Annotated in this window: 19 protein-coding genes; 8 read left to right on the top strand and 11 right to left on the bottom strand. The window is 44.9% G+C overall.

Annotated elements, in window-relative coordinates:
- Positions 1-85: 85 nt before the first annotated feature.
- Complete coding sequence (locus MJ612_RS12210; protein WP_187031801.1) at positions 86-517, top strand: GNAT family N-acetyltransferase; 432 nt, start codon at positions 86-88, stop codon at positions 515-517.
- Here the strand turns inward: MJ612_RS12210 and MJ612_RS12205 are convergent, their stop codons facing one another.
- The 9 genes from MJ612_RS12205 to MJ612_RS12165 all read right to left on the bottom strand — a co-directional run bounded on the left by MJ612_RS12205 (position 518) and on the right by MJ612_RS12165 (position 9195).
- Positions 518-1702: a hypothetical protein gene (locus tag MJ612_RS12205; RefSeq protein WP_187031803.1), complete on the bottom strand. Its 1185-nt coding sequence runs from the start codon at positions 1700-1702 to the stop codon at positions 518-520.
- A gap of 40 nt (positions 1703-1742) precedes the next feature.
- Positions 1743-2228 carry a hypothetical protein gene (locus MJ612_RS12200; protein ID WP_187031806.1) on the bottom strand — a complete coding sequence of 162 codons (486 nt, stop codon included), beginning with the start codon at positions 2226-2228 and terminating at the stop codon, positions 1743-1745.
- Positions 2229-2234: 6 nt separating this feature from the next.
- Complete coding sequence (locus MJ612_RS12195; protein ID WP_187031808.1) at positions 2235-2807, bottom strand: GDYXXLXY domain-containing protein; 573 nt, start codon at positions 2805-2807, stop codon at positions 2235-2237.
- Entirely contained in the window at positions 2797-3873 is a 1077-nt protein-coding gene (locus MJ612_RS12190; protein ID WP_187031810.1) for a DUF4401 domain-containing protein, read from the bottom strand. The genes MJ612_RS12195 and MJ612_RS12190 overlap by 11 nt, the downstream gene beginning before the upstream one ends.
- Entirely contained in the window at positions 3851-4831 is a 981-nt protein-coding gene (locus MJ612_RS12185) for a DUF2157 domain-containing protein (protein WP_187031812.1), read from the bottom strand. Before MJ612_RS12185 ends, MJ612_RS12190 begins: the two co-directional genes overlap by 23 nt.
- 86 nt (positions 4832-4917) lie before the next feature.
- Positions 4918-5706, bottom strand: a complete 789-nt coding sequence (locus tag MJ612_RS12180) for a sterol desaturase family protein (RefSeq protein WP_187031814.1) — start codon at positions 5704-5706, stop codon at positions 4918-4920.
- 103 nt (positions 5707-5809) lie between these two features.
- Positions 5810-7201 carry a CPBP family intramembrane glutamic endopeptidase gene (locus tag MJ612_RS12175; RefSeq protein ID WP_187031816.1) on the bottom strand — a complete coding sequence of 464 codons (1392 nt, stop codon included), beginning with the start codon at positions 7199-7201 and terminating at the stop codon, positions 5810-5812.
- Between the two features lie 133 nt (positions 7202-7334).
- Positions 7335-7862 (bottom strand): DUF2911 domain-containing protein, encoded by a 528-nt coding sequence (locus tag MJ612_RS12170; protein WP_187031818.1) that lies wholly within the window; start codon positions 7860-7862, stop codon positions 7335-7337.
- Positions 7863-7953: 91 nt separating this feature from the next.
- Entirely contained in the window at positions 7954-9195 is a 1242-nt protein-coding gene (locus MJ612_RS12165; protein ID WP_187031821.1) for an alpha/beta fold hydrolase, read from the bottom strand.
- A gap of 223 nt (positions 9196-9418) precedes the next feature.
- Between MJ612_RS12165 and MJ612_RS12160 the strand changes: the two genes are divergently transcribed.
- Positions 9419-10477: a J domain-containing protein gene (locus MJ612_RS12160; protein WP_187031823.1), complete on the top strand. Its 1059-nt coding sequence runs from the start codon at positions 9419-9421 to the stop codon at positions 10475-10477.
- A gap of 23 nt (positions 10478-10500) precedes the next feature.
- Here MJ612_RS12160 and MJ612_RS12155 read toward each other — a convergent pair whose 3' ends face one another.
- The gene (locus tag MJ612_RS12155) at positions 10501-12525 is read right to left on the bottom strand and encodes a T9SS type B sorting domain-containing protein (RefSeq protein WP_187031825.1); all 2025 of its coding nucleotides are present in this window, start codon (positions 12523-12525) and stop codon (positions 10501-10503) included.
- A 248-nt stretch (positions 12526-12773) separates the two neighbouring features.
- On the opposite strand from MJ612_RS12155, the gene mfd reads away from it, so the two are divergent.
- From mfd to MJ612_RS12125, 6 genes are all read left to right on the top strand, one after another.
- Positions 12774-16148, top strand: coding sequence for a transcription-repair coupling factor (gene mfd, locus MJ612_RS12150; protein ID WP_187031827.1), 3375 nt, complete (start codon positions 12774-12776; stop codon positions 16146-16148).
- Positions 16149-16493: 345 nt separating this feature from the next.
- The gene (locus MJ612_RS12145) at positions 16494-16904 is read left to right on the top strand and encodes a PAS domain-containing protein (protein WP_187031829.1); all 411 of its coding nucleotides are present in this window, start codon (positions 16494-16496) and stop codon (positions 16902-16904) included.
- 133 nt (positions 16905-17037) lie between these two features.
- Positions 17038-21252: a PAS domain-containing protein gene (locus MJ612_RS12140; protein WP_187031831.1), complete on the top strand. Its 4215-nt coding sequence runs from the start codon at positions 17038-17040 to the stop codon at positions 21250-21252.
- A gap of 27 nt (positions 21253-21279) precedes the next feature.
- Positions 21280-21687: a response regulator gene (locus MJ612_RS12135; protein ID WP_187031833.1), complete on the top strand. Its 408-nt coding sequence runs from the start codon at positions 21280-21282 to the stop codon at positions 21685-21687.
- A 155-nt stretch (positions 21688-21842) separates the two neighbouring features.
- Positions 21843-22631, top strand: coding sequence for a hypothetical protein (locus MJ612_RS12130; RefSeq protein WP_187031835.1), 789 nt, complete (start codon positions 21843-21845; stop codon positions 22629-22631).
- Positions 22632-22805: 174 nt separating this feature from the next.
- Positions 22806-23237, top strand: coding sequence for a hypothetical protein (locus MJ612_RS12125; RefSeq protein ID WP_187031837.1), 432 nt, complete (start codon positions 22806-22808; stop codon positions 23235-23237).
- Between the two features lie 53 nt (positions 23238-23290).
- On the opposite strand, the gene MJ612_RS12120 is transcribed toward MJ612_RS12125, so the two are convergent.
- The gene (locus MJ612_RS12120; protein ID WP_187031839.1) at positions 23291-23881 is read right to left on the bottom strand and encodes a hypothetical protein; all 591 of its coding nucleotides are present in this window, start codon (positions 23879-23881) and stop codon (positions 23291-23293) included.
- Positions 23882-23902 lie beyond the last annotated feature (21 nt).

Raw genomic sequence — 23902 nt, 5'->3', positions numbered from 1 at the left:
TGAATTGTTAAATTGTTATATTGCCGAAAGCAGATATTTACACCTGTGTTGCAGTTTATCCCCTCCATACGTTAACTACCGAACCATGAACATACTAGAGCCCGCGACCCCGGAACAGTTTGAGAAGTATTACCGCCTGCGTTACCTTACCCTGCGCCAGCCGTGGGGCCAGCCCGAAGGCAGCGAACGCGCCGACGATGATGCAACAGCCACACATGCCATGCTGGTTGATAATGCCGGTGAAGCCATAGGCGTATGCCGCATGCACCTGCAAACCCCACAGGAGGCTCAGATCCGGTTTATGGGCATTCACGAAAATTACCAGGGCAAAGGCCTGGGCAAGCTGCTGTTAGATTACCTGGAAGATAAAGCCCGAAGTATGGGGGCTACCAACATTGTGCTGCAGGCCCGCGAAAAAGCGGTCAGTTTTTATGAGCGGAATGGGTATAAAGTAGTAGAGAAAACACACCTGTTGTTTGGCTCCATACAGCACTATAAAATGGAAAAGCAACTATAGTTACTGCGGGTTTTTGTAGTCGCGCAATATCTTTTCGGGGGTTGTGGCAGGGTTATAGTTATTAATACCATCGTGGTGCCAACGATTTACATTGTGCAGCGTGCGCACCAGCGGATAAGTAAACCAAAGTATACACAGCAGCCATACTACTTTGCGGTTCATAATTGCCGCCTTATTACTGAACACATAAAATAGCAGCATCGTTAATGGTGCATAAATGACTGACAAATACCTTTCGTTATCATCGGCCAGCAGATCGCCTTTTAACAACATAACCCCTGCATAAGCCGCACTGCAAAGTATAAACAACAGCACCAGGTGCCTTACCTCAGAAGTATAACTTTGCCTTATAGCCAGCACCGCCACTGCCGCATAAAATATAAAAGCCATAACTGATAACACGGCAGCAAAAGGTAAACCGGGCGGCAACAGCCATACTTTCAGCACATCAGCATACAGCAGGAAATTACGCGCCAGGTCCAGGTTGTGGATGAGGTTATACTCGCCGGCGTTACCACCGTGTGCTAGTACATTCGTGTGCCACCATAGCAAGGCCAGCGGCGGAAGCACCACATTTAAAGCTACAGGTATAAGTTGGGTCCTGGAAAAGCGTTTATAGTGCAGCAGCAAGTATAAACTACCAACTAAAGCAAATACGATTCCGATATGGCGCAGACCAATCAGCATTAAAGCCAGTATAGTCAGCAAGTATAACCACAATACTTTTCGGGGCTGCACCAGGGTTTTATAGCTAAGCAGGAAGTATAGGCTAAGTATAAAAATGAAGAATGGCTCTGACCACAGAAAACTATGTACCAGCATAAAAGGCGTAGCCGTTGCAAGCACTGCTTTGGTAAACTTCCTGAAAAAGGCATCGCTGATAAGTATAGTTGCCAGCCTGAAATTTACCAGTAACATACCGGCCAGGATAAGCAGATTCGACAGTTTGATGAGTGAAATATTGTTCTGCAGCAACGCATAGAGCACCGACAGCACAGGAGGCTTTGCCCGGAAAGCCGGAACTTCAAAGATGTCGGTAAAGCCATGCTGCAACACCCACGAACTACCCAGTAAGTATAAATGAGAATCGAAGGTGATGCCGATGCCGTCCCACAGGCACACGGCAAGTATAGCCACACCAATAGTTGTAAACAGCAGGTCTTCCTTCAGGGTATTTTTCTTCATTTACAACAGGTCAGCAGGCAGTAATAAGCTATATTCCACACTAATAGTACTTCATTTCCGTCAGGTCCCGGAACTCCACGTTCAGGTCCTGCGCAATCTGTTCCATTACCTGCATGGCTTTCTGCTGGTCTTTTGTTTTTAGCAGGTGCAGCTTAACGTTATTTGTCAGCTTAATGTAGCCATCGTACTTAACCATCTTAATAGTAGCCATCGATGCTCTGGACTCCATGGTTTGCTTATAGTTATTCTTCTTCAGGAACAAGAAATCGAACCCTGGCAAGGGTAATTTCTTACCGAAAGTAAGTCCTGCAAAACTAACTCCTTCTCGGTAGGTTATGTGCTGCAGGTCGAACTCTACCTTATAATGCGTGAGCTGTGTAATGATAGCTGCCGGCAAAATCAGGAACGCTGATACTGAACCACCAACAACAGCTAAAATGGCCCAAACCGTGGTGATCCAGCCCAGAACCCTGGCAGCAGTGCTAAAATAGCAACCCGTATTGTAAGCGTATAAATTTGATTTCATGTAATGTTAGTCTCCAGTTTTCTTCGGTTTCAGCAGTTTGCGGTTTTTATCATACAAGCCTACCAGTACGCTATTTCCTTGTTTGTCAACCCGCAACCCGCCATACTCTGCCTGCTCAAATGTTTTGGCCTGACCTTCTTCAAAAAAGTATGATTCTGCCCCCAGATTAAGTGCCCAGTCGCCTTTAGTATACTTCAGCAGCAGTTCGTCTTTGTGTAGTGGTTCTTTTTCAGGTTGATATCGTACCAGTTGCGCCACTTGTTGTGCATCCAGTTTTATCACAGCATAGCCACGGCTTTCCAGGCTGTCCATAGTCAGTTGCTGTTGCTGCACCTGGTTAATAAGACTATCTACGTTTTGTTGTTCCTGCCATAGTTGGTTGTTGGGTTGGCTGATGGCATAGCTCAGGCGCATGTAATCGCCTTGCATCAGCGAGCGCGGATCTACGGGAGCCAGTTTGAGCAGCACCAACTCACCTTCTTCCAGAATATCCTCCTTCTGCACCACCGACCAGTTCAGGTATGCCAGCACCAGTACCAGGTTTACCAGCACAACTATAGCTTTCAGATTATTTTTCATGCGCTCTGATGTAACGGTTTAGCAAGTATAAGCCTCCTAAAAACAGGCAGCCGGTAAGCACCAGTATTCCTGATTTTGTCAGTAGCGTGAGCTCCAGGTTATAGTAGTACAGGATGATAAAATACCCCAGCGCCAGCAAGCCAACTATAAAACTTAAGCGGTGCCCCATGTAAAAACTAACCAGCACAACCAGCAGCGCCCCGGCCAGCGAAGGCGTAAGTATAGTTGGCACCAGAATCGCGATGCAGCACGTATAAACTATAAGTTGTGTTTTAATATCGGTAACCCCGGTATCCTGCATGATGCGGCGCAGCACAAGCAAGAGCACACCTATTAGTAGCAGGCTTGCTAACCAGAGATGCTCAATTCCTTTGACAAGGAAACTATGATGGGCCAGCATGATAAGCAGCCCAATGAAAGCAAACACCAGCCCGATACGTACCGGCGCATATAGTTTAGCCAGCCTCGGATGCTGCGCAATCAGTTTTGCCTCGTTTAAGCTTAGGTAGGTAAGTATAGCCACCATCACCCCGACATGCACATACAGCAGTTCAGGCAATTCATGAATAAGCGGCAGACTGATAAGGCTTCCCCAGAAAACCAGCGTAGCAAAAAACAGCAGCACCGTACTTCCCGACACAAGTATAAACACCAATGCAATACCTGCCAGTGCCAAAGCCAATGCTGTATCGTTGGTCATTTCAGAAAAACCAACGCCAAATAACTGATAGCCTACAATGTTCAGTGATACGCTCATCGATTCCAGCAGCAGGTCGTTTCGCAACCGGTTCAGCACTTCGGAGGCCACCAGGAAAATCACGCCAGTAATAAACATCGCTGTTATGGAATCCAGCAGGCCGGTTGTCATCAGGAAACCCAGGAAAAAACCTGTCGCCAGAAAACCTCCAAAAATGGTGAGTAGTTTAATGGGCAGGTTGGTGTAGAGCGACGAGCTGAAGTGTGCCTCTTCTTCAATCTTGGCGGCATCAAAGCTAAAGTTATCGCCTTCTTCGTGCTGTATGGTTTGCAGCACCTCCTGCAGGTTATAGTTCTGTTGCTGTGGCATGCCAGTTACGGTTAGTCTGTATAATGAAACGAACAAGCAGGGTTATACTTGCCACCACAAATAAGCTGGCAAACAGAAATACCATCTCCGGATTATCTTTCTGGGTGCGCACAATGCCGGCAGCTCCCACTACAATTAAAGAAAAAGGAATAACAGAAAGGTAAAACAGGTCGCGGCTACGGTAGCCATACCAGATACCGGCAGTGTAAGCAACAGCTGCCAACGCATAGCAAAGACCTTTGTCGACGGAGCTATAGTTATCAAACATAAAGATGATCATACTCATGGTAACAGGCACCAGCGCAGCTAATGTGGCTAATCTCGGAAACCACTTCCCAAACCGACTGATCTTGCCTTTGCTGTACAACACCTCCCAGACCACTACAGCTGTAGCGTTTATTCCGAACAAAATGTCCAATTCGATAGGGAAAGCTAAGCCTGTAGCCACCTGCTCTACATAAAGTATAAAAGTGGTGTTAATAAGGGCCATAAAAACGACCCAGAGCGGTTGAAAGCGAGCTGCCAGCACCCAAAGTATAACCCAAATCGTCCAACCCAGAAAGAAGTCGTAAGCGTTGGCCCCAGTCTGGTAGATCTGCCCGTAAACGGCAAACAATACGCCTACCAGCATCACGTCAGCTATCAGCAGCAGGTTCTTTACTAGTTTGCTCCAGTTGGTAAAAACAGCCAGCATTGCAACAGCTATAAGCAATACTTCTACCAACCCGATCTTCAGGAACTTGTGCATTTCCTGCCAGTTATAGGCAAAAAAGAACACGATGCCTGCTACCAAAAATCCACCGCCCAGCACCAGAAGAAACAGTTGCATAAAGCGTATCCAGGCAGATGTGTCTGCGTAGATGTGCTCTTTCCGGAACCATGCAGCTATACTTTGCCCACGCCAGTTGCTGTGCCGGGCAATGCTATAGATTAGTTCGCGGGATATACTTGTTTTCATTCGGTGTCAGTTTATTATACACGGCCAGCCGCAAACCTGTAGCAGCTATAACAAACATAACAATTTCCGGGGATATATAGATAATACTATATGCTGACCGGCTGTGCCGGCTGTTGGTGTTCCTGCTTGCGGGTTACCAGCTTTTCGAGGGTGTTGTGGTACTCCGGGTGAGTTGTGTGCAGCAGCTCGTCCCACACCCGCAGGTACAGGCCATAATTGCCTTTAAAGTATTTGTGGTGCATGTTGTGGTTGGTAGAGGTATTAAGCCACTTACCCACCCAACTGTTCACAAGCCATTTCGGATAGATCTCGTAGCCCAGGTGGCCATACACGTTATAAATGGTCATGAGCAGCAGAAACATAAGTATAGCCGAACCATGGATCGGGATGAGGAATACGATCACAAACAGCACGCTGGCCTCCACCACAGCCTCCAGCGGACTAAATGCAAACGATGCCCACGGCGACGGGTTAACGGAACGGTGATGGGTAAGATGAAACAGCTTAAACAGCCTGGGGTGGTGCATGAGCCGGTGAGTCCAGTAAAAATAGGTATCGTGCAGGAGCAGCGCCAGCAGTATACTCAAACCCCAGTAGCCCCAGCCATACTCCGCTACATCTGTGTAGATCTGCGTGTGCGGCAATACCACATCCGAGGCAACTATAACACCTACCAGCGCAAACACAAAAAAGGTCAGGAACGAGTAGCCTACTTCGCGCACATAATCCTGCTGCTTCGGGAAGAGCTTCTGAATTTTAAAACGGGTAAGCTTGCTCCGGAACAGCACATAAAACAACAGAAACGCCAGCCCTGCCACCACCACATAGCGCACCGCCGTTAACGCATAAAAGAACCAGAACTGACTGCTTTCCATCTGCCTTTATAATTTGTGTTTACACTTCCTAAACGCAGGCGACGGCTTTAAAAGTTTATCTCTATAGGCTCAATTTAACTGGCACCTTATCTATAGCATATTTTTATTTCCTAAACTCTACCAAGGCCTGCTGCGTCATTATCATTTTAGATTGCAACACAAGACCATACTTTTCTTTTAACTCAGACTTCAGTTCTTCGAAACTCATTTTACTGAACTTAAAATTATACCTGCCTTCATCGGTGGTTTTATCGGCTAGTGCTATGTTGTATTCTTTTTGCAGCGTTCCGATCAGTTGCTCCATTGTTACGTTATGCATTTTTATTCCTTTCTTATCTACCATAACTTCCGATGTTTTATCGCCCCTGTTCGAGATGTTAGCGGCTAAAGCCGTTGTATTCTCCACTTCTACATCCCACATTTCCTTCTGCACATCTGCTTTAGTTACATCAAACTTATACAGCTTTTGTAGTTCGGCAAGTATAGCTGCTTTGGTTTTGGCTAGGTCCGAAGTCTCGCTTTTATAGTACAGGTTTACCGCTCTTGTCGATTTATTACCAATTTTATTTTGTATCGATACTTCTTCTGTTTGCAGCAGGTGTGTGATCACGTCATTTAGTTTTGTATTCTCAAAAGCGACCGTATCACCTGAAATTATACTTGTTGAACCAGCCGTATCATCATAGCGAAAATGCTCTTCCACTTTCAAACTATAGTTTTCATTGTGGATGTTCAGCTTTTCTTCCAGCTGATTTATGAATAAGAGAGTCGGAACTATAAAAACAGCATTATGCGCCGCATGCAGAAAGAAGCCCCAGAAGAAACCATATTTTACACGGATATAGCCTAATGCTAATCCAGCCCAGATCTGCGGTGCTACCAATACAGGGATTAATAGCAAAGCCACCGATGCATAATTAAAGTTTGTATAGTTGGAGATGTGTACTAGTCCAAAAATCACAGCTATACTATAAAACAGTATTCCATATATCTGGGACCATTTACGCTCCAAAAATTCACCTATAGAGTAGGCTTTTAACAAATAAATAATCATGATGCCACCAAACGCGATCGAAATACCCAACGCCCAAAACAAAGTCAAGTATCTGAAGCTTAAGATGCCTGCGACAAAAAGCATCAGAGCCGTCAATAAAGTAAAGTACCCTCTCCGGAACCGAAGACCCGACCTGAAAACTACTTCTTCAAAAAACGGAACGATGATAACTGCTAGCAATAAACCTCCCCAAATCGGAAACTTTCGCAGCATTTCTGACACAGCATGTCCGTCGTAGTTAACCCAGCCCAGCAACACTATAAGTTCTATAATACCTACAAGTGCTACAGATAGCACTATATTTATTAGCAGCAGGTTAAACAGCTCTCTCAACTTGCCTTTGATTGGCATTTCGGTTTCGGGGCTATCTGTCGGATTTTTCAGGAAGCCGATCAGGTCGGTAGTGGTTTGTTTCAGGTTTAGTGTAAATGTCTTAAGCATGTTTTCAGGAATAATTGATAACTAAAAAATGATTTCAATTTCAATATAGCAAAATCCCTATACGAACTTGCTTTCAAACAATAAAAAAGGCAGTTACTTTTCAGCAACTGCCTTGTTCACCGACAGGTTTATCTTACTTTTTGGCTGCAGTTATCTTAACAGGCACCGCCAGGTTTTCCCATGTCAGCAGTAAACCTTCGCTGTTCACATCATACTTCAGGCGCTCGGCCATAACCGGTGCTTTACGAGGTGTTACAGTCAAACGCAGGGCATCCTGTTTCTCGTCGTATTGCGTCCCCCACTGCTTGGCGGTTTTATTAAAGATCACGGTCCACTTGTCTTCTGTCGGGATAGTATAGAAACTATAGGTTCCGGCGGCCAATGGTTTGCCTTCTACCATCACATCTTTATCAAAAGTAACAGTTGTAGCTTCGTTGGCACCAGAGCGCCAAACTTGTCCGTAAGGCACCAGCTCGCCCCAAATGGTACGGCCCTTTACCGATGGGCTGCTATAGTTTATAGTTATGGTAGCGCCACCCACTTTACCGGTAGCGGTTGCCGGCGGGCTCGCTTTTGGTTTCTGGTCCTGGGCCATAACTGCCGTAGAAAATACAAATGCCACCAGCAGGGCAAGCAGACTAAAAATACGCGTGTTCTTCATCTTGATTCGTTTAAAGTAAAAATTAATAACAAAATTTTACAAACAACCTATAATACGAATCTAACGCAGAAGAGATAAATTTAAGTATAAGCTATTTACTTTTCTTAAGCTGATTGATCTTTTCCAGATTGCTCCGGCTGTTTTTGATGGTTGATGCATCGTTTGAGACAGTTGCCAGTTCAATGGCTTTGTTAAACTGCTGTTCTGCCTGCTTCAGTTTTCCCTGCTGCATCAGCGCTTCGCCGTAGCTATCAAAAGCATTCGCAGAGCCGGCATATTGGATGGTGTTATACTTAAAGATAAGAATTGCCAAGGCTATACTTTGTGGATTGCTAAGCTGCTGATAAGCAATCGTGTTTATAGTTCGCTCCTCAAACCCTGAATCTTTCAAAGCACCAAATACAAGCGCTTCGGCTTTCTGCTCTTTCCGCTTATCAAGCAATGCTGAAGCCTGGCTTAATTTCTCACTTAACTCAGTCATTTTTGCTTCATACTCCTGACGTGCCTTTTGTTTAGTCGCTGCTTGTACTACCTGGTTTATTGCATTTATAACCAGTTCCGGTTCTTCGCGGTGGATGTTATGTCCGCTGTTAGCTGTTACTACATGTGCACCGCTGGTAAACTGGCTAAAGAACTCGTTGTGTAGCTTCCGCCATACTTCCACGCCTTTCGGCTCGTGTAGAAACAGTTCAGGGTTTGCTCTTTTCTGCACCGAAGTAAGCACTACAGCCGGAACCTGCGGTAACTTTCCAAAATCAGGTAAGGCACCTTTGTCAAATATCTGGTTGATCAATTCGTTCTCCTGCTTGAACTTAGCAGGCATATAGCTGTTCTGCAACTCAATATCTTTTACTGCTTTCGCATGATCAACTTTTTTCAATTCCTGCATCATCTTTTCATGTGCCGGATCAACAAAAACCAGCCCTTTTACTTTATCCGGGTTTAAAGCTGCATACCCACGGATAATAAAAGCACCATAAGAATGACCTACTAAAATAAAAGGCGCTTTCAGGTTAGCTTTCTCGATGAGCGTGCTCAGGTCCTGTACTGCCTGCTCCAGCGTCTGTGGCTTCGGGTTTGGCTCTGATTTGCCGGTACCGGCTCTTGAGTATAGCATCACCTGGTTAGCATTCATAACTTCAGAGGCCACATTGCCCCATACTTTATAGTCAGTCCCGAAGCCAGATTCGAAGATAACGGTATAATCTCCTGTACCTGCCTGTATCGTTTCCAGGGAATGATCCCCAACGTTTATCATTTTGGTTTGCTGAGCATTGGCAAGCGCCATAATTCCGAAGAAAAATAGCAGTAGTAAAGTTCTTTTGATCATCATAGTTTTAGTTTGTTAGTATAAGTTAGCGACTAACCAGATCTGGAATAGAACTATAGCAGAAGGTTAATATCTTACAGATGCTATATTTCAAAGGCAGGTTGCCTGATTATAATTTATTTTCCTGATAAGTCTTTTTGCTATACCTGAACCTACCCTCCCCGACAAAAAAACTATACTTTCGTATTTCAGACTGACTGTACTTATTTAAACTTCACATTTTGGCATGCTCCATTCCAACAAACCTGCTCCTAACCTTACCCCCCAAATCTCTACTTCAGCAGAGCGAAAACTAAGCAAGCTGCAACAGGAGTTTAACCAGAAAACAGAGCAGATTGAGCTACTTAAAAAAGAAATAAGTACACGCCGTGAAAGTATAAACCTGGCCCAGAAGCGCATCGAAAAAGAATTACGCCCAATCATACTGCAGCAACTGGAAAAGCGTGTGGAGTTGGCTAATTTGTTAGATCAGGCTTTTTCACTTCCTATTTTCAGTATCCGGGAGAAGTTGAAAATATCGGCCCTTATTGAGAACATCACCTTTGACCTCATCTCGAACTATGAGCGCAAGGATATGATCGAACTCCACAACCGATATGCTGAATACACTTATGCAGAACGCACCGCTTTTGCCGAAAAACAGGATGAAACTATAGCTGATGAGGAACCAACTATAGCAGACAACTTTGATGACCTGGATGATTTTGAGCGCATACAAGCCCAGCTGGACCGGGAACGCGAGCAACGCGAACAGGAAAAACAGAACCGTCAGAAAGGCCGCAAAACAAAAGCTCAAAGAGAAAAAGAAGCAAAAGCTAAAGCGGACTTAAGCAACATCAGCAAGGCCAGCCGCCGCGTGTACACCGAGCTAGCCAAGCAACTGCATCCCGACAAAGAACAAGACGAAACCAAACGCGCCTGGAAAGAAGAAGCCATGAAACGCGTAACCCAGGCCTACCACCACGACGACTTCTTTGAGCTACTACGCCTGCAGATGGAGTTTATGCAGGAACAAGGCCAGGCTTTGGACACACTGCAAGATGAGCAACTGCAATACTATGTAAAGATCCTGAATGACCAGTTGGATGAGCTGAAAGGAGAATTTCATGCACTGGTAACTGGCCCCGACGCCGGCTTTTACACCCGCTTCTGCGGCTCTCCCAAGCAAATGGACCAGAAGTTCAAATCAGCCAAAGAAGACCTAACCAGAGAACTGGAACAGCTAAAGCAAAATGTCCGCACCCTGCAGGATGACCCGCAAATGATTAAAGTGATTTTGAAGTAGAGGTTTATATTTATAATCAGAGCCTAGCGCACTAATTCTATCCAGCCTTTTTTTACTTCACCATTTATCTGAATGATGTAATAGTATATACCTTCAGCACAGTTCTCACCATTCCAGCCTTTTACTCCGTCTTCTAAAGCAACAACTTGTTTTCCCCAGCGATTAAATATCGTTATCTGAAAAGGGACATCGAGAGTATAATTTGCAATGGTAAATACGTCATTCTTTCCGTCCCCATTGGGCGTAAAAATATTTGGGATTAATATATCAGTATTAGGTCCTGGTACAACAGGACCGGATTCAACAGAGCCTGAAACAATGATATTACTACTACATATTACATTACAACCTAAATTATCTGTTGCTTGAATCTTTATAAAATATTTCCCAGCTGATGAATAAGTATAGTTTAAAGTTGGGTTTGTAGTTACTCTTGTATCTCCATTTCCTAAGTCCCAACTATAACTTACAGGAGCGTTTGCGTTTTTGAGAGTTGCTGTTAAAGTAGTATTATTATTGATCGAAGAAGTTTGTGGTATTTCACATGATAAGCTCATTGAGGCAGGTGGTGCATATACATCAATATTGTTGACTTTGGCAAGAAACATATCATCTGTAAATAAGCCTTGTTCTGCAGTATTTGCTCCGCCAATATTTAAAACATTTATATTATCAAAAGATATATCCCCTCTGAAATAACCAAGACCATAAGCATTGTTCTCCTTATCAACCTGTATATCCAGTGTCATAATTCCATACAACCCTTGTACTTCTTTAATCCACTGTAAATTACCCGCTACATCCTGACTAATAAAAAAAGCATCATTATTTTGACTTGTACTTTCCAGCACTACGCAATCTACTCTCGCAGTAGGGCTAAAATGTCCAATTGCATATACTCTATCTTCCTTCCCTATAGCTATTGCGGTGCAAAAGCCATACTCAATTATAGAGCTTATCTCATATGCATTGCCATTCTGATCAAGTTTCGCGATAAATGTACCCCAGTCTTTCGAGTTTGAAGCTGTTCCTATTTTAGGTCGGTTGGTGTAGATTAACCAGTAGGGATTGCCTTTACTATCTATTTCAACATCTGCAGTATAATCATGATCAACACTGCCTGTTACTTTATGCCATAAATGCTGACCGCTTGAACTTAGCTTTACGAGGTACATGTCTGTTCCTTGGCTCTTCACTTGGTCACCGGCGAAGTCTAAGGTCCCTTTAAAATTTCCTGTAATATAAATATTGTTATCATTATCAGTTACCAAACCATTTGCAGACATGTAGTCTCCAATTTCATTGCCTGATGAGTAGGGATTGTAATTAATATGACTAAAATGTGTGGTTACCCAGACGGGGGTTCCCGAGGAAGTATACTTAGCTACAAACATACTATAACTCTTCCCATCATTTTTCAATGATTTCCCACCAAACCCAATCTCCCCTATATAAGAGCCTTGCATTATGATATTACCCTGCGTATCTAGAGCTATTTGTCCCTGCGGGTCCATAGTGTGGCCGCTGTTATAAGTTTGTTTTACCCATATTAATGTTCCTCTAGCATCATATTTTGCCAGAAAATATTCATGTTCAGAACCATCAGAAATTAAACTTACACCACTAATCTCACACTTGTAACCATCAAAGACTTTACTAAAAAATCCTAACACATAAACATTGCCCTGAGCATCCACTTCAATATCTTGTGCATATTCATTACCGGTACCTCCATCTTGCTTAATCCATTCTAATTTTCCGTTAGAATCATATTTGGTTATAAAAATATCTCCATATGACGTTACTGTTGAAGGTGCAATTGTTACATTATCGAATGTTACCTGTTTATGTATACTCCCTGTCAGGTATGTGTTACCACTTGCATCAACATGAATTTTCCCGGGAAAAATTGATGAAACCTTTGTTGGGCCACCTGCAGATTTTACCCATTCATAATTCTGAGCAGTGACATTCAGAGATAATATTAGAGTTAGGGTTGCAACAAGAATTAAGTTTGTAGACCAGGTACTTTTCCTAGAAGATGGCATGAGTAGAGTAAATGTGCTTAATATAGAAACTATAGATGTATTTGAACACTGATGAAATTTAAGAAATATATTAGATTCTATATAATAAAATTTCCAACGCTATATAATGTTACCCGTAACCTTCTCCCCTCACTCCCAGTTCTGATAAGACATTAACTTGTAGTATCTTTGTAAGGAAGAACTACCAGCAGAACGCGGCTATACGATAAGCCCTGTGTTCTGCCTTTCTTGTTTTGTAATAGAGCTGAATGAAAGTATCTGACTTTTTAGAATTATACCGCCTCGATGGCATGGTGCAAACTATAGCCGAGCGACTGAAGACGAATAACGCGTACCGCCTGCAGCTAAAAGGCATAGCCGGCAGTTTGGATGCTGTGCTGGCATCGGCGGTTTATACTATAAATTACCAGCACCAACTCTTCGTACTCCACGACAAGGAGGAGGCTGCTTATTTCTATACCGATCTTAAAAACCTGCTCGGCGACGAGAAGGAAGTACTACTTTTCCCGACATCGTACAAGCGGCCTTATAGTTTCGACGACACTGAGAACGCCAACATATTGATGCGGGCCGAGGTGCTTAACCGCCTGAACCAGAAAACCGGAAAAGGTGAACTTATAGTTACTTACCCGGAGGCACTGACCGAAAAAGTGATAAACAAAAAATCGCTGGTGGAAAACACGCTGGGAGCAAAGGTTGGCGAAAAGCTGGATGTGAATTTCCTGAGCGAGATGCTGGCCGAGTATGGCTTTGAGCGCACCGAGTTTGTGTACGAAGCAGGCCAGTATGCTGTGCGTGGTGGTATTGTGGATGTATTCTCATACGCTAATGACCTGCCTTACCGTATCGAGCTTTTCGGCGATGAAATTGAAAGTATAAGAACCTTCGACCCGGACACGCAGCTTTCGGTGGAGACGAAGAAAGCGATCTCGATCATCCCGAACGTGCAAACCAAACTACTGCAGGAAACCCGCGAAGCTTTTCTGGATTTTTTACCTGCCGACACTAACATTTGGTTTAAAGATGTGCGCCTGACGCTGGACGTCATTGACGAGTATTTTGACAAGGCCTCACATGCTTTCGAAAAATTGATGGCTGGCAGCGGCGGCATGCAGATCGTGTCAGATCCGGAGCAGCTATTCCAGACGCAGAAGCAGTTCAAAAAGCTTCTCGACAACTTTAATGTAATAGAGATCGGCAAGCGCTTTCATTTTAAGTCAGCAGAGGTCATACAACTACAGGCCAAGCCACAGCCATCGTTCAACAAAGATTTTAACAGGCTGGTAAAAGACCTGCACGAGCACCAGGGAGATGGTTTCGTAAATGTCATCGCTACCGATTCACCGCGCCAGATCAACCGCCTGACCATGATCTTCGATGAGCTGGATCACGACGTGCGTTTCCAGCACCTTGGTATTTCACTGCGCGAAGGTTTTATTGATCAGACACTAAAAATAACCTGCTACACCGATCACCAGCTGTTCGACAGGTTTTACCAGCACAAGGCCAAGGAAGGGCACTCCAAGTCCAAGGCCATGACGCTGAAAGAGCTGCGTTCGCTGCAGCCCGGCGACTATATTACCCACGTAGACTATGGCATCGGCCGCTTTGCCGGCTTGGAGAAAGTAGAAGTAGGTGGCCGTTTGCAAGAGGCAATCCGACTTGTGTACCGCGACGATGACTTGCTGTATGTGAGTATCCACTCGCTGCACAAAATAAGCAAGTATAGCGGCAAAGAAGGCGGTCCGCCAAGTATGAGCAAGCTGGGCTCGCCGGAGTGGGAAAACAAAAAGAAAAAGGTTAAGAGCAAGGTTAAGGACATTGCTGCCGAGCTTATCAGCCTGTACGCCAAACGCAAAGCCGCACCCGGTTATGCTTATACCCGCGATGGTTTTCTGCAGGCTGAGCTGGAGTCGTCGTTTATTTACGAAGACACCCCCGATCAGGGCAAGGCTACCGAAGATGTGAAAGCCGACATGGAGCAACCGCACCCTATGGACCGCCTGGTTTGCGGTGACGTGGGTTTTGGTAAAACAGAAGTAGCTATTCGTGCTGCCTTCAAGGCTGCCTGCGATGGTAAGCAAGTGGCAGTGCTGGTACCTACCACAGTACTGGCCATGCAGCACTTTAAAACCTTCCGCGACAGGCTGGCCCCATTCCCGGTTACCGTAGATTATGTCAATCGCTTTAAAACAGCCAAAGACACCAAAGAAACCCTAAAGCGTGTAGCCGAAGGCAAAGTAGACATTCTGATAGGTACGCACCGTATCGTCAGCAAAGACATCAAGTTTAAAGACCTGGGCCTGCTGATCATTGACGAAGAGCAGAAGTTTGGCGTGAAGACAAAAGACAAACTGAAGGAAATGCGCGTGAACGTAGATACCCTTACACTTACCGCCACACCAATTCCGCGTACGCTGCACTTCTCGCTGATGGGAGCCCGCGATCTTTCGGTTATAGCTACGCCTCCACCAAACCGCCAGCCGGTGCAAACGGAGCTGCATGTTTTTGATGAGATCCTGATTCGTGATGCTGTATCGGCAGAGTTGAAGCGCGGCGGACAGGTATTTTTCGTGCATAACCGCGTGAAGGATATTGAAGAGATCGCCAACATGATCCTGAAACTGGTTCCAGATGCGAAGATCACCTACGCACACGGGCAGATGGATGGTGAGCAGTTGGAAAAGCGCATGATGAAGTTCGTGGAAGGCGAGTACGATGTACTGGTTTCAACTAACATCATTGAGTCAGGTCTGGATATTCCGAATGCCAACACCATCATCATCAACCGGGCGCATATGTTCGGTTTATCAGATCTCCACCAGATGCGTGGCCGCGTGGGTAGATCCAACAAAAAGGCTTATTGTTACCTGCTTACGCCACCTGTAGCTGGTTTGCCAAGCGATGCCCGCAAGCGTTTGAGTACCCTCGAAGAATTCTCTGATCTGGGTGAAGGCTTTAAAATTGCGATGCGCGACTTGGATATTCGTGGAGCCGGTAACTTACTGGGTGGCGAGCAAAGCGGCTTCATCACAGATCTTGGTTTCGAGATGTACCACCAGATTTTGGACGATGCCGTGAAAGAGCTGAAAGAAACCGAATTCCGTGAGCTGTTCCTGGGCGATAATCTGGAAGCTTTTATTGAGCCGGTACGCGACTGTAATATCGAAACCGACATGGAAGTGCTGATACCTGATTGGTATGTGGGCAACATCTCTGAAAGACTGAACCTGTACAGTAAACTCGACAGCACCAAAGACCTGGATGAACTGGAAAAACTACGCGCAAGTATAGTTGATAGATTTGGACCACTGCCGGAAGAAGTGCAGAAACTGATCGAGATCGTGAAGCTACGTTGGCAGGCACAGCAGCTTGGCTTCGAGAAACTGACGATCAAGAAAGAAGTGATGAAAGGCTACCTGCCAAGCGAGAATAACGACAAATACTTCCAATCCGACATCTTTGGCCATATACTGAAGTATGTGCAGCAGCACCCACGCCGTTCACGCCTGAAGGAAGCTAAAGATAAGTTGATTGTTATAGTGGAGGATATCCAAAGTATAGCCGATGCCCGTGAAGTGTTTGAAGGCTTTGGCGTAGCAACCGTTACCGCAAACTTATAGTCAGCATAATCTCTGAAATCACCGGATATAAGCTCATAAATATCCGGTGATTTTACTTTTTAACAAGTTGCTAAAACCATGTCCATTAGAGAATTCGTACAACTCTCTAAAGATTATTTTTCTGTTGAAGAGAATATGTGGTTTTTCATCTGGTCATACCACGTAGTTAAGGTATAAGTACCCCCTTCTTCTTTCAATACAATCTTTTATGTTTTGCCAAGTATACCTGGTTATTACTTCTGACTGTAAGGTCTCAGATGCGAAAGAGGTATTTAAAGGGCACGGCCTGACAGAAATGAACGCCGTATCATTTGCTACAATAAAACGTTGATTTAAAACATTCCCATGATAGATGTATCGGTATACAAGCTGGCTGAAAAAGCGCTGAACAAAAGCGATGATCACCTGCATGAATTTATGGATGCATTACCTCAAATGACCTGGATTAGCAACTCAGGCGGGAAGATTTTATACTTTAACAAAGCCTGGTACGAGTATACGGGCATGCATCCCGGACAAACAGATGGATGGGTGAAGGTGGTACACCCCGAAGACTCTGCTCAGGTAATAGAAGCCTGGAGGCAGGCCTTGGTTTCAGGTCAGTACCATATTGAATACAGGATAAGAAACCACATTGATAAAGCTTACAGGTACTTTCTGGAACAGGCTGAACCATTTAGAGACGCGAATGGAAACATCTTGTTTTGGTTCGGCACATTTACAGAAACCGACGACAATTTTAATTCAGCTCCTTAGAAACTATACTTATCACTTCAATTCGTTAAGCGTTGAATAGCCCTGTATCTAAATAAGCTTTGAACAGGAAAATTCTTTTATTAAATTTACTCGGTACCCCATTCCTTACTAACTAAGGAAACTTCTCTATTCTATGTCATTGCAGCAAGCAAAAGTATTACCCGATTTTGGCCCAGTTTTTCGCACATTGCCAGGCATGTATGCTGTACTCTCACCGGAACTCACTATTCTGGAGGTAACAGATGCGTACCTGAAAGCCCGATATACATCCCGCAGCCATTTAAAAGGTACCCTTTTATCTCAAACTTTTTCCGGCACAGCTGCTTTGCTAAACATGCCACCAATGCAGGCGCTGGAGCAGTCATTAGAGCACGTGTTGCTTTATAAAACAGCACATCATATTCCAACATTCTGCTATAATGTAAAGCTTCCTTCAGTACACGGAGGCGGTTTAAAAGAACTATTCTGGAGCGTAACTCATACACCTGTGTTTAATGACGATGGTGAACTGCTTTACATCCTGCACGAAGCCCGCGACATAGCTGATAAAAGTAATTCTACACCCGGTACGCCTAACCAGGAGCATATTGCAATGCTGGCAAATACAGTTAACGCTGTATCGTGGGAGTATGACCTGGTGCATAATAAAATGTATTGGGGGCAGGGGCTGGAAAAAATATTCGGCTATACTCCGGAGGAGATGGGTGAAGGAGGCGAATCCTGGGACGAACGAGTACACCCTGAAGATTTTGCAGCTGTACAGGAAAGTATAGAACGTGCCAACGCATCTGGCAGCAAGATCTGGTCAGGTGAATATCGTTTTCGTAAAGCGGATGGCAATTATATTCCCGTACTGGACCAGGGGTATATTATTTACCACACCGATGGCAGACCAATACGTACGCTTGGGTCTATTATTGATCTCTCAGAAAATCATAAATCAAAGGAAGTAACAAAAGAAGGCGATGCCCGTTTCCGGCATCTGCTGGAAGTATTGCCTCATATAGCCTGGATGGCTGAACCAAGTGGAAAGATTTCATACTTCAACAAAAACTGGTATAGCTACACTGGTATGCCAGCCAACCAGACCGATGGCTGGACGAATGTTATACATCCTGAAGACACGGCAACTGTTCTGACCGAGTGGCACAACTCCCTGGCAAACGGCATGCCTTATGAAACTGAATACCGACTGCGCAACCACCATGATAAAACGTACCGCTGGTTTTTGGAGCGTGGTGTACCTATGCATGATGCTGAAGGTAACCTGCAGTTCTGGATCGGTACTTTAACTGATATTGAAGAGCAGAAGCAGGCGATGGAGCGCATGCGGGAAAAAGACCTTCAACTCGAAAATATACTTAACAATTCGCCGGCACATTTATGTCTCCTGCATGGTCCGGAACATATCTGCGACTACGTTACCCCTGGCTTCACTATTTTATATGGCAACAGGCAGTATCTTCATAAACCTGCCCGCGAGATATGGCCTGAACTACAGCATACTAACTTTATAAGTATACTGGATAATGTTTACCGTTCCGGCAAAAGAGTACAGATCCATGAGCATAAATTAGCTGTAGACCGGAAGCGTAACGGCCAGTTTACAGATATGTATCTTAACCTGGAATACAGACCTCTAATTACAAACGGAGTTACTGCAGGAATACTTGTTTCGGCTGTTGAAGTAACCGAGCTCGTACAGACCAAACAACGAATAGCTTTTAACCAGCAAAGCATGCAGCTGTTATCTGAAGCGGCAGGCTGTGCTACCTGGGAGTATGATGTAAAAGGTAAAATAATTACCTGGAGCAGCGGCTACAAAGAAATGTTCGGGTATACCGATGCTGATCTTACCACAGATGCCGCAACCTGGGATGCTAACATTCACCCTGAAGATTACCAGAGCATTCGTGCAAGTGTAAATTCAGCGATAGCTAACAGTAAGAAATCCTGGACAGGAGAATACAGGTACCGCAGAGCAGATGGCAGCTATGCCTATGTAATGGACCATGGGTACATTATTTATGATAAAGATAGCATGCCAGAGCGCATGCTGGGCTCTGTACTGGATATTACAAGCAAGAAGAAGAATGACCAGGAACTGCAGTATAACAACGAACGCTTTAAGCGCATTGCGATGGCCACCAACGATGTTATCTGGGACTGGAACCTGCAGGATGACAGCATCTGGTGGAGCGAAGGCTACAGCACATTGTTTGGCTACAAAGAGTATGACATTGAAGTTGATATTAACTCCTGGACAGACCATATCCACCCGGATGACTTGGCATTGATAAAGAGCTCTATTAAGAAAGCGTTCGATGGTTCAGACAATTCATGGGAAGGAGAATATCGTTTCCGATGTGCTGATGGCTCTTATAAGCTGATACATGATAAAGGGTACATCATCCGCGACACGCATGGTAAAGCTATCAGAATGTTTGGCTCTATGCTGGATGTAACTGAGAAGAGACAAATTGAACAGCAACTACAGGTGAGCAACTCCAGAACCCTCGAAATTCTGGAATCGCTGCCCCTGTTAACCTGGACCACCACCCCGGATGGCAGCGCCGACTACTACAACCAACGCTGGTACAACTATACGGGCTCCAATTTTGAGGAAATGAAGGTTAATGGCTGGAAAAACCTGATCCACCCGGATGATTTGGAAGAAACCAGCAGGCTATGGCAGGAGGCAGTTACTTCAGGTAATAATTTTGAGGTAGAAAACAGGTGGAAATGTGCTGCAGATGGCCAATACCGATGGTTCCTTGCACGGGCCGTACCTATTCGTAACAGCGAGGGAGAAATTACCATGTGGGTAGGCTCCCACACAGAAATAGAAGATCAGAAACAGATAATGTTTGCCCTTGAAGAAGGAACAAATAAATTCCGTTACCTGACAGAGTCCAGCCCTCAGATTGTGTGGAGTGCTAACCCTGACGGCAATATTGATTTTACGAGCAAACAGTGGTATGACTATACCAACATGACCATAGAAGAGTCGTTAGGCTATGGCTGGGCCCCAGCTATTCACCCCGACGACCTGCAAATGCTGCTGGATAACTGGACGCACTCTATCACAACCGGAGATCCGTTTTATGTGGAAGTTCGGGTACGCAATGTGCTTACAGACATCTATCAATGGTTTATTATCAAAGCACAGGCTACCCGTAACAACAACGGCGATATAATTAAATGGTATGGCGTAGGTCTTCATATACATGACATAAAAATGCTGCAGCAGCAGTTGGAAGAGTCAGAGAAACAAATGCGCTTTATGGCCGACTCTATCCCGCAGATGATCTGGACCACACGCCCTGATGGTCACCACGATTATTTTAATAAACGCTGGATGGATTATACCGGCCTGACACTTGAAGAAAGTATAGGCTTGGTTTGGAACGACATGCTGCACCCCGATGACAAGCAGCGTGCCTGGGACCGTTGGCAGTACTCTCTCCGAACTGGTGAGTATTATGAGATAGAATACAGATTTAAGAACGGTTTTAACGGATCTTACCGTTGGTTCTTAGGTCAGGCCATGCCGATGCGCGATGCACAGGGCAATATTGTAAAATGGTTTGGTACCTGCACCGATATCGAAGACCATAAAAAAGCTGAAGAAGAACTGGTTGATAAAAACCTGGAACTTGAACGCATAAATCAGGACCTCGATAACTTTGTATATACAGCATCGCACGACCTGAAACTGCCTATAGTTAACATGGCCGGCATCTTTAACGAACTTACGCTAAACACCGAGTTTAAAGACCCGGATGCCCCGGAGCTGATCGGCATGTTCAATAAATCGCTGGAGCAGATCTATAATACCATAAATGACCTGGCCGAGGTAGTGAAAGTTCAGAAAAGCCATATCCGTGAATATGAACAGGTAAATCTACAGGAGCTGACAGAAGATGTAAAGGTAAGTATACAGGACACACTGGTTGCAACCGACACAAAGATCATGACTGATTTTTCGGAGGTTCCGTCGTTGGCGTTTGGTAAGGCTAACCTTAAAAGTATACTTTATAACCTGATCAGTAATGCCATTAAGTATCGTAAGCAGGACCAGAAACCGCAAATATCGATCAGCACATCCAGGAAAGGCGATTATGTGGAGTTAAAAATCCAGGATAACGGAATCGGGATCGACATGAACAAACATCAGAATAAACTGTTCCAGATGTTTAAACGTTTCCATAATCATGTAAGCGGCTCCGGACTTGGTCTGTACATTGTAAACAGGTTGCTAACCAATAGCGGCGGATACATTAATATCGAAAGTAGATTAAATGAGGGTACTACCTTCTTCCTGTATTTTAAACAGAAGAAAGTATAAGGTATCTTGCAACATATAATAAGCCACATGAAGCGACTAAACACTATCCTTCTTATTGACGACGATGAAACAACCAACTACCTGAATCACCGGTTGCTTTCGCGTATGAATACTGCTGAGAACATCCGCATAGTAACAAACGGTGAAGAAGCCCTGGATTACCTGCGCAAAGCTTTTGCAGATACAGAAGGCTACCCTCGCCCAGACCTTATTTTTGTTGACATTAAAATGTCAGTAATGGATGGGTTTGAGTTCCTGGAAGAGTATCAGAAATTCAGAAGCGAGGACAAAGACAAAACTGTTATGATGATGCTTACTTCATCGGCCAGTTTCTACGACCTGGAGAAACTAAAGCAGTTCCCGGAGGTTCTAAAACACTACTCAAAACCTTTAGCTGAAGCTGATGTTCGCGAGATCATACAGGAACATTTTTAGCAGTTACCAGCTTATACTTACCTGGTTACGGGATGCCTTTATAACAAGGGCATCCCGTTGCTTTTACAGCCATACACTAACTATAGCCATGCCTGCCTCGTAATGATAAGTACCTGCCATATGGTAGCAATTGATGATTAAAAGACAGAAAGACAATGGCAAATTATAACGAAGAAGAAAACCAGCGCCTGGGCCGTGAACTACACCGCCGCGATATGGAGCAGAACCTGCCAAAACAGCGTTATGGTTACAGATCACCAAAAGATCAGAAATGGGATGAGGGAAATTATTTCCATACCGGCCCCAGCAAACGCGGTGCCCAGGACAGAGAGCAACAGGGAAGAACCAACCACACTACCCATCATGATACTTACAACAAAGGCCAGAACGCGCACCTGAACGACCACTACGGCAGCCGCCCGAATAGCACTTACCGCAACGAACGTTCTTATTTAGACCACGGCGATTCATTCAGGTCAACACAATATAACGCACAACAAACAGCAGGTGGAGCGCAGCCAGGCAACTATAACGAACCGCCTGCCAGCCGCTATGAGCAGTGGAACGATGTGCCAGGTGGCCGCAGCCGCTACAAAGAATCGGATTATCGTTACGGAAGCGGCACACACAACTGGTACCGCGAAGGCCGGTATACTGCAGATGAAACGCCGCCAGCACAGCGAGACAACAGAAGCTTTTTCGGCAGAATAAAAGACACCTGGAACGACATTATGCATTCTGATGATCCGGATTACCGCCCGCACCATAATTATCCGACTCATGAGGACCGTGTAAACGAGCGTAAGCGTTACGGAAACGAGCTGTATAACAGGCAGCAGTTCGATCGTGGCTACGAAGGAGGCCCGCGCTGGGCAGATGAAACAGACTCCGGAAAAGATAATTATTATGATGATATCGACAGAACCCAACGTTACAGAAGATAGTCACGTATAGGGAACAGGTTAGATAGATTGGTTATAGATTAGTTTTAGTTAGTAAAAGCGAAGCAGGCACCACCCGCTTCGCTTTTTTTTATACATACCTAAGTATAAACCGCTTATAAACATCCTCTTACTGGTATCGTAAACCTAAATATGCACCATAATAATTTGATAGCTATGAGACACGAACAGGATAATAATAGAAACTACCGGGACCGTGACAGGTATCATGAACGCCGCGACCGTGGTCCGGAACATGAACAGAATGCACAGAACCGCTGGGGAGAACCAGACCCACGCATGGGCCCGCACGCTGATGACTGGCAAAGATCAGAAGATGAAAGAAGCCGGCAGGGCAACTATAACCGAAGCGACTGGAGGCCATTTGAACAACGCGACAACAGGCACTTCCAGGATGATGACCGCAGATATGGTGACTATAGAAACGAGCGACCAGAATTTCCACAGGACCGCCGCTTCCGGGAAGGTGATCAGCATGCTGAAGACCGCTGGAGCTCAGAAAATGAAATGTCACATCGGCATCAGCACCATCACCCAAGGCACACATCAGAACGCTTTTTCAGAGAAGAACGCAGAAGAAACCGATAACAATAAAGCCCTTAGCACACCATGCTAAGGGCTTTTAGCTTATACTTTATACTTTAGAAACGCTGCCTTACCCCAACCCCTATCGATACCAGCTCCGGCAGTCCGGGCACCAGGCTAACCGATAGATCTGTTTTGCCCTGCAACTGGTAATTATACTCCAGCTCGCCGGCATACCAGTAAAACTTATACTGCCACTCTCCCCGCCTGTTAAAGTAGCCATCATCTTTATACCCCTCAATACGGTTCCAGTCGCGGCGGTAAACCAGCGTGGGTCCTATACCTCCGTTTAATGAATGCCTGTTTTTCTGAAAGATACGCCCGCGCCAGCCCACATGCGTAAAACCGGCCAGCGATGCCGAGCAATCAGCATAAAGCCCTTGCTCTACGCGTATGGCATGCACATCCCGAACTATAAACCTGTCGTAGCCGAGCAAAGCACCATAGTTTAATGTAAGGTAACCTTTATTGTCCAGCCGGTTAGGGAATATCTCTGGATACGGGCTTTCTTTTAAGTGCAGTGATAACCCGAATAATTTTACTGTAACTGCATTTTTATACTTTGCTTCCGGGTCCTGTGCCAGGCACGGCGCAGTAAGTATAGTCCCAAAAAGTAAGATTAATATAGAAGTATAACGTTGCATCATCCTGCTATACGAGAATTAGAA

It is taken from the genome of Pontibacter deserti (genome assembly GCF_023630255.1).
Lineage (GTDB): Bacteria > Bacteroidota > Bacteroidia > Cytophagales > Hymenobacteraceae > Pontibacter > Pontibacter deserti.
Note: the sequence above shows the minus strand (reverse complement) of the source record. Positions and strands in the feature narration are given on the sequence as shown.

Bases quoted from the DNA above. Each gene is read 5' to 3' on its own strand.
- MJ612_RS12205 (WP_187031803.1), bottom strand. From the start codon at position 1,702: ATGAAGAAAAATACCCTGAAGGAAGACCTGCTGTTTACAACTATTGGT.
- MJ612_RS12165 (WP_187031821.1), bottom strand. From the start codon at position 9,195: ATGATGATCAAAAGAACTTTACTACTGCTATTTTTCTTCGGAATTATG.
- MJ612_RS12210 (WP_187031801.1), top strand. From the start codon at position 86: ATGAACATACTAGAGCCCGCGACCCCGGAACAGTTTGAGAAGTATTAC.
- MJ612_RS12120 (WP_187031839.1), bottom strand. From the start codon at position 23,881: ATGATGCAACGTTATACTTCTATATTAATCTTACTTTTTGGGACTATA.
- MJ612_RS12140 (WP_187031831.1), top strand. From the start codon at position 17,038: ATGTCATTGCAGCAAGCAAAAGTATTACCCGATTTTGGCCCAGTTTTT.
- MJ612_RS12135 (WP_187031833.1), top strand. From the start codon at position 21,280: ATGAAGCGACTAAACACTATCCTTCTTATTGACGACGATGAAACAACC.
- MJ612_RS12155 (WP_187031825.1), bottom strand. From the start codon at position 12,525: ATGCCATCTTCTAGGAAAAGTACCTGGTCTACAAACTTAATTCTTGTT.
- MJ612_RS12190 (WP_187031810.1), bottom strand. From the start codon at position 3,873: ATGCCACAGCAACAGAACTATAACCTGCAGGAGGTGCTGCAAACCATA.
- MJ612_RS12185 (WP_187031812.1), bottom strand. From the start codon at position 4,831: ATGAAAACAAGTATATCCCGCGAACTAATCTATAGCATTGCCCGGCAC.
- mfd (WP_187031827.1), top strand. From the start codon at position 12,774: ATGAAAGTATCTGACTTTTTAGAATTATACCGCCTCGATGGCATGGTG.
- MJ612_RS12170 (WP_187031818.1), bottom strand. From the start codon at position 7,862: ATGAAGAACACGCGTATTTTTAGTCTGCTTGCCCTGCTGGTGGCATTT.
- MJ612_RS12175 (WP_187031816.1), bottom strand. From the start codon at position 7,201: ATGCTTAAGACATTTACACTAAACCTGAAACAAACCACTACCGACCTG.
- MJ612_RS12195 (WP_187031808.1), bottom strand. From the start codon at position 2,807: ATGAAAAATAATCTGAAAGCTATAGTTGTGCTGGTAAACCTGGTACTG.
- MJ612_RS12125 (WP_187031837.1), top strand. From the start codon at position 22,806: ATGAGACACGAACAGGATAATAATAGAAACTACCGGGACCGTGACAGG.
- MJ612_RS12200 (WP_187031806.1), bottom strand. From the start codon at position 2,228: ATGAAATCAAATTTATACGCTTACAATACGGGTTGCTATTTTAGCACT.
- MJ612_RS12160 (WP_187031823.1), top strand. From the start codon at position 9,419: ATGCTCCATTCCAACAAACCTGCTCCTAACCTTACCCCCCAAATCTCT.
- MJ612_RS12180 (WP_187031814.1), bottom strand. From the start codon at position 5,706: ATGGAAAGCAGTCAGTTCTGGTTCTTTTATGCGTTAACGGCGGTGCGC.
- MJ612_RS12130 (WP_187031835.1), top strand. From the start codon at position 21,843: ATGGCAAATTATAACGAAGAAGAAAACCAGCGCCTGGGCCGTGAACTA.
- MJ612_RS12145 (WP_187031829.1), top strand. From the start codon at position 16,494: ATGATAGATGTATCGGTATACAAGCTGGCTGAAAAAGCGCTGAACAAA.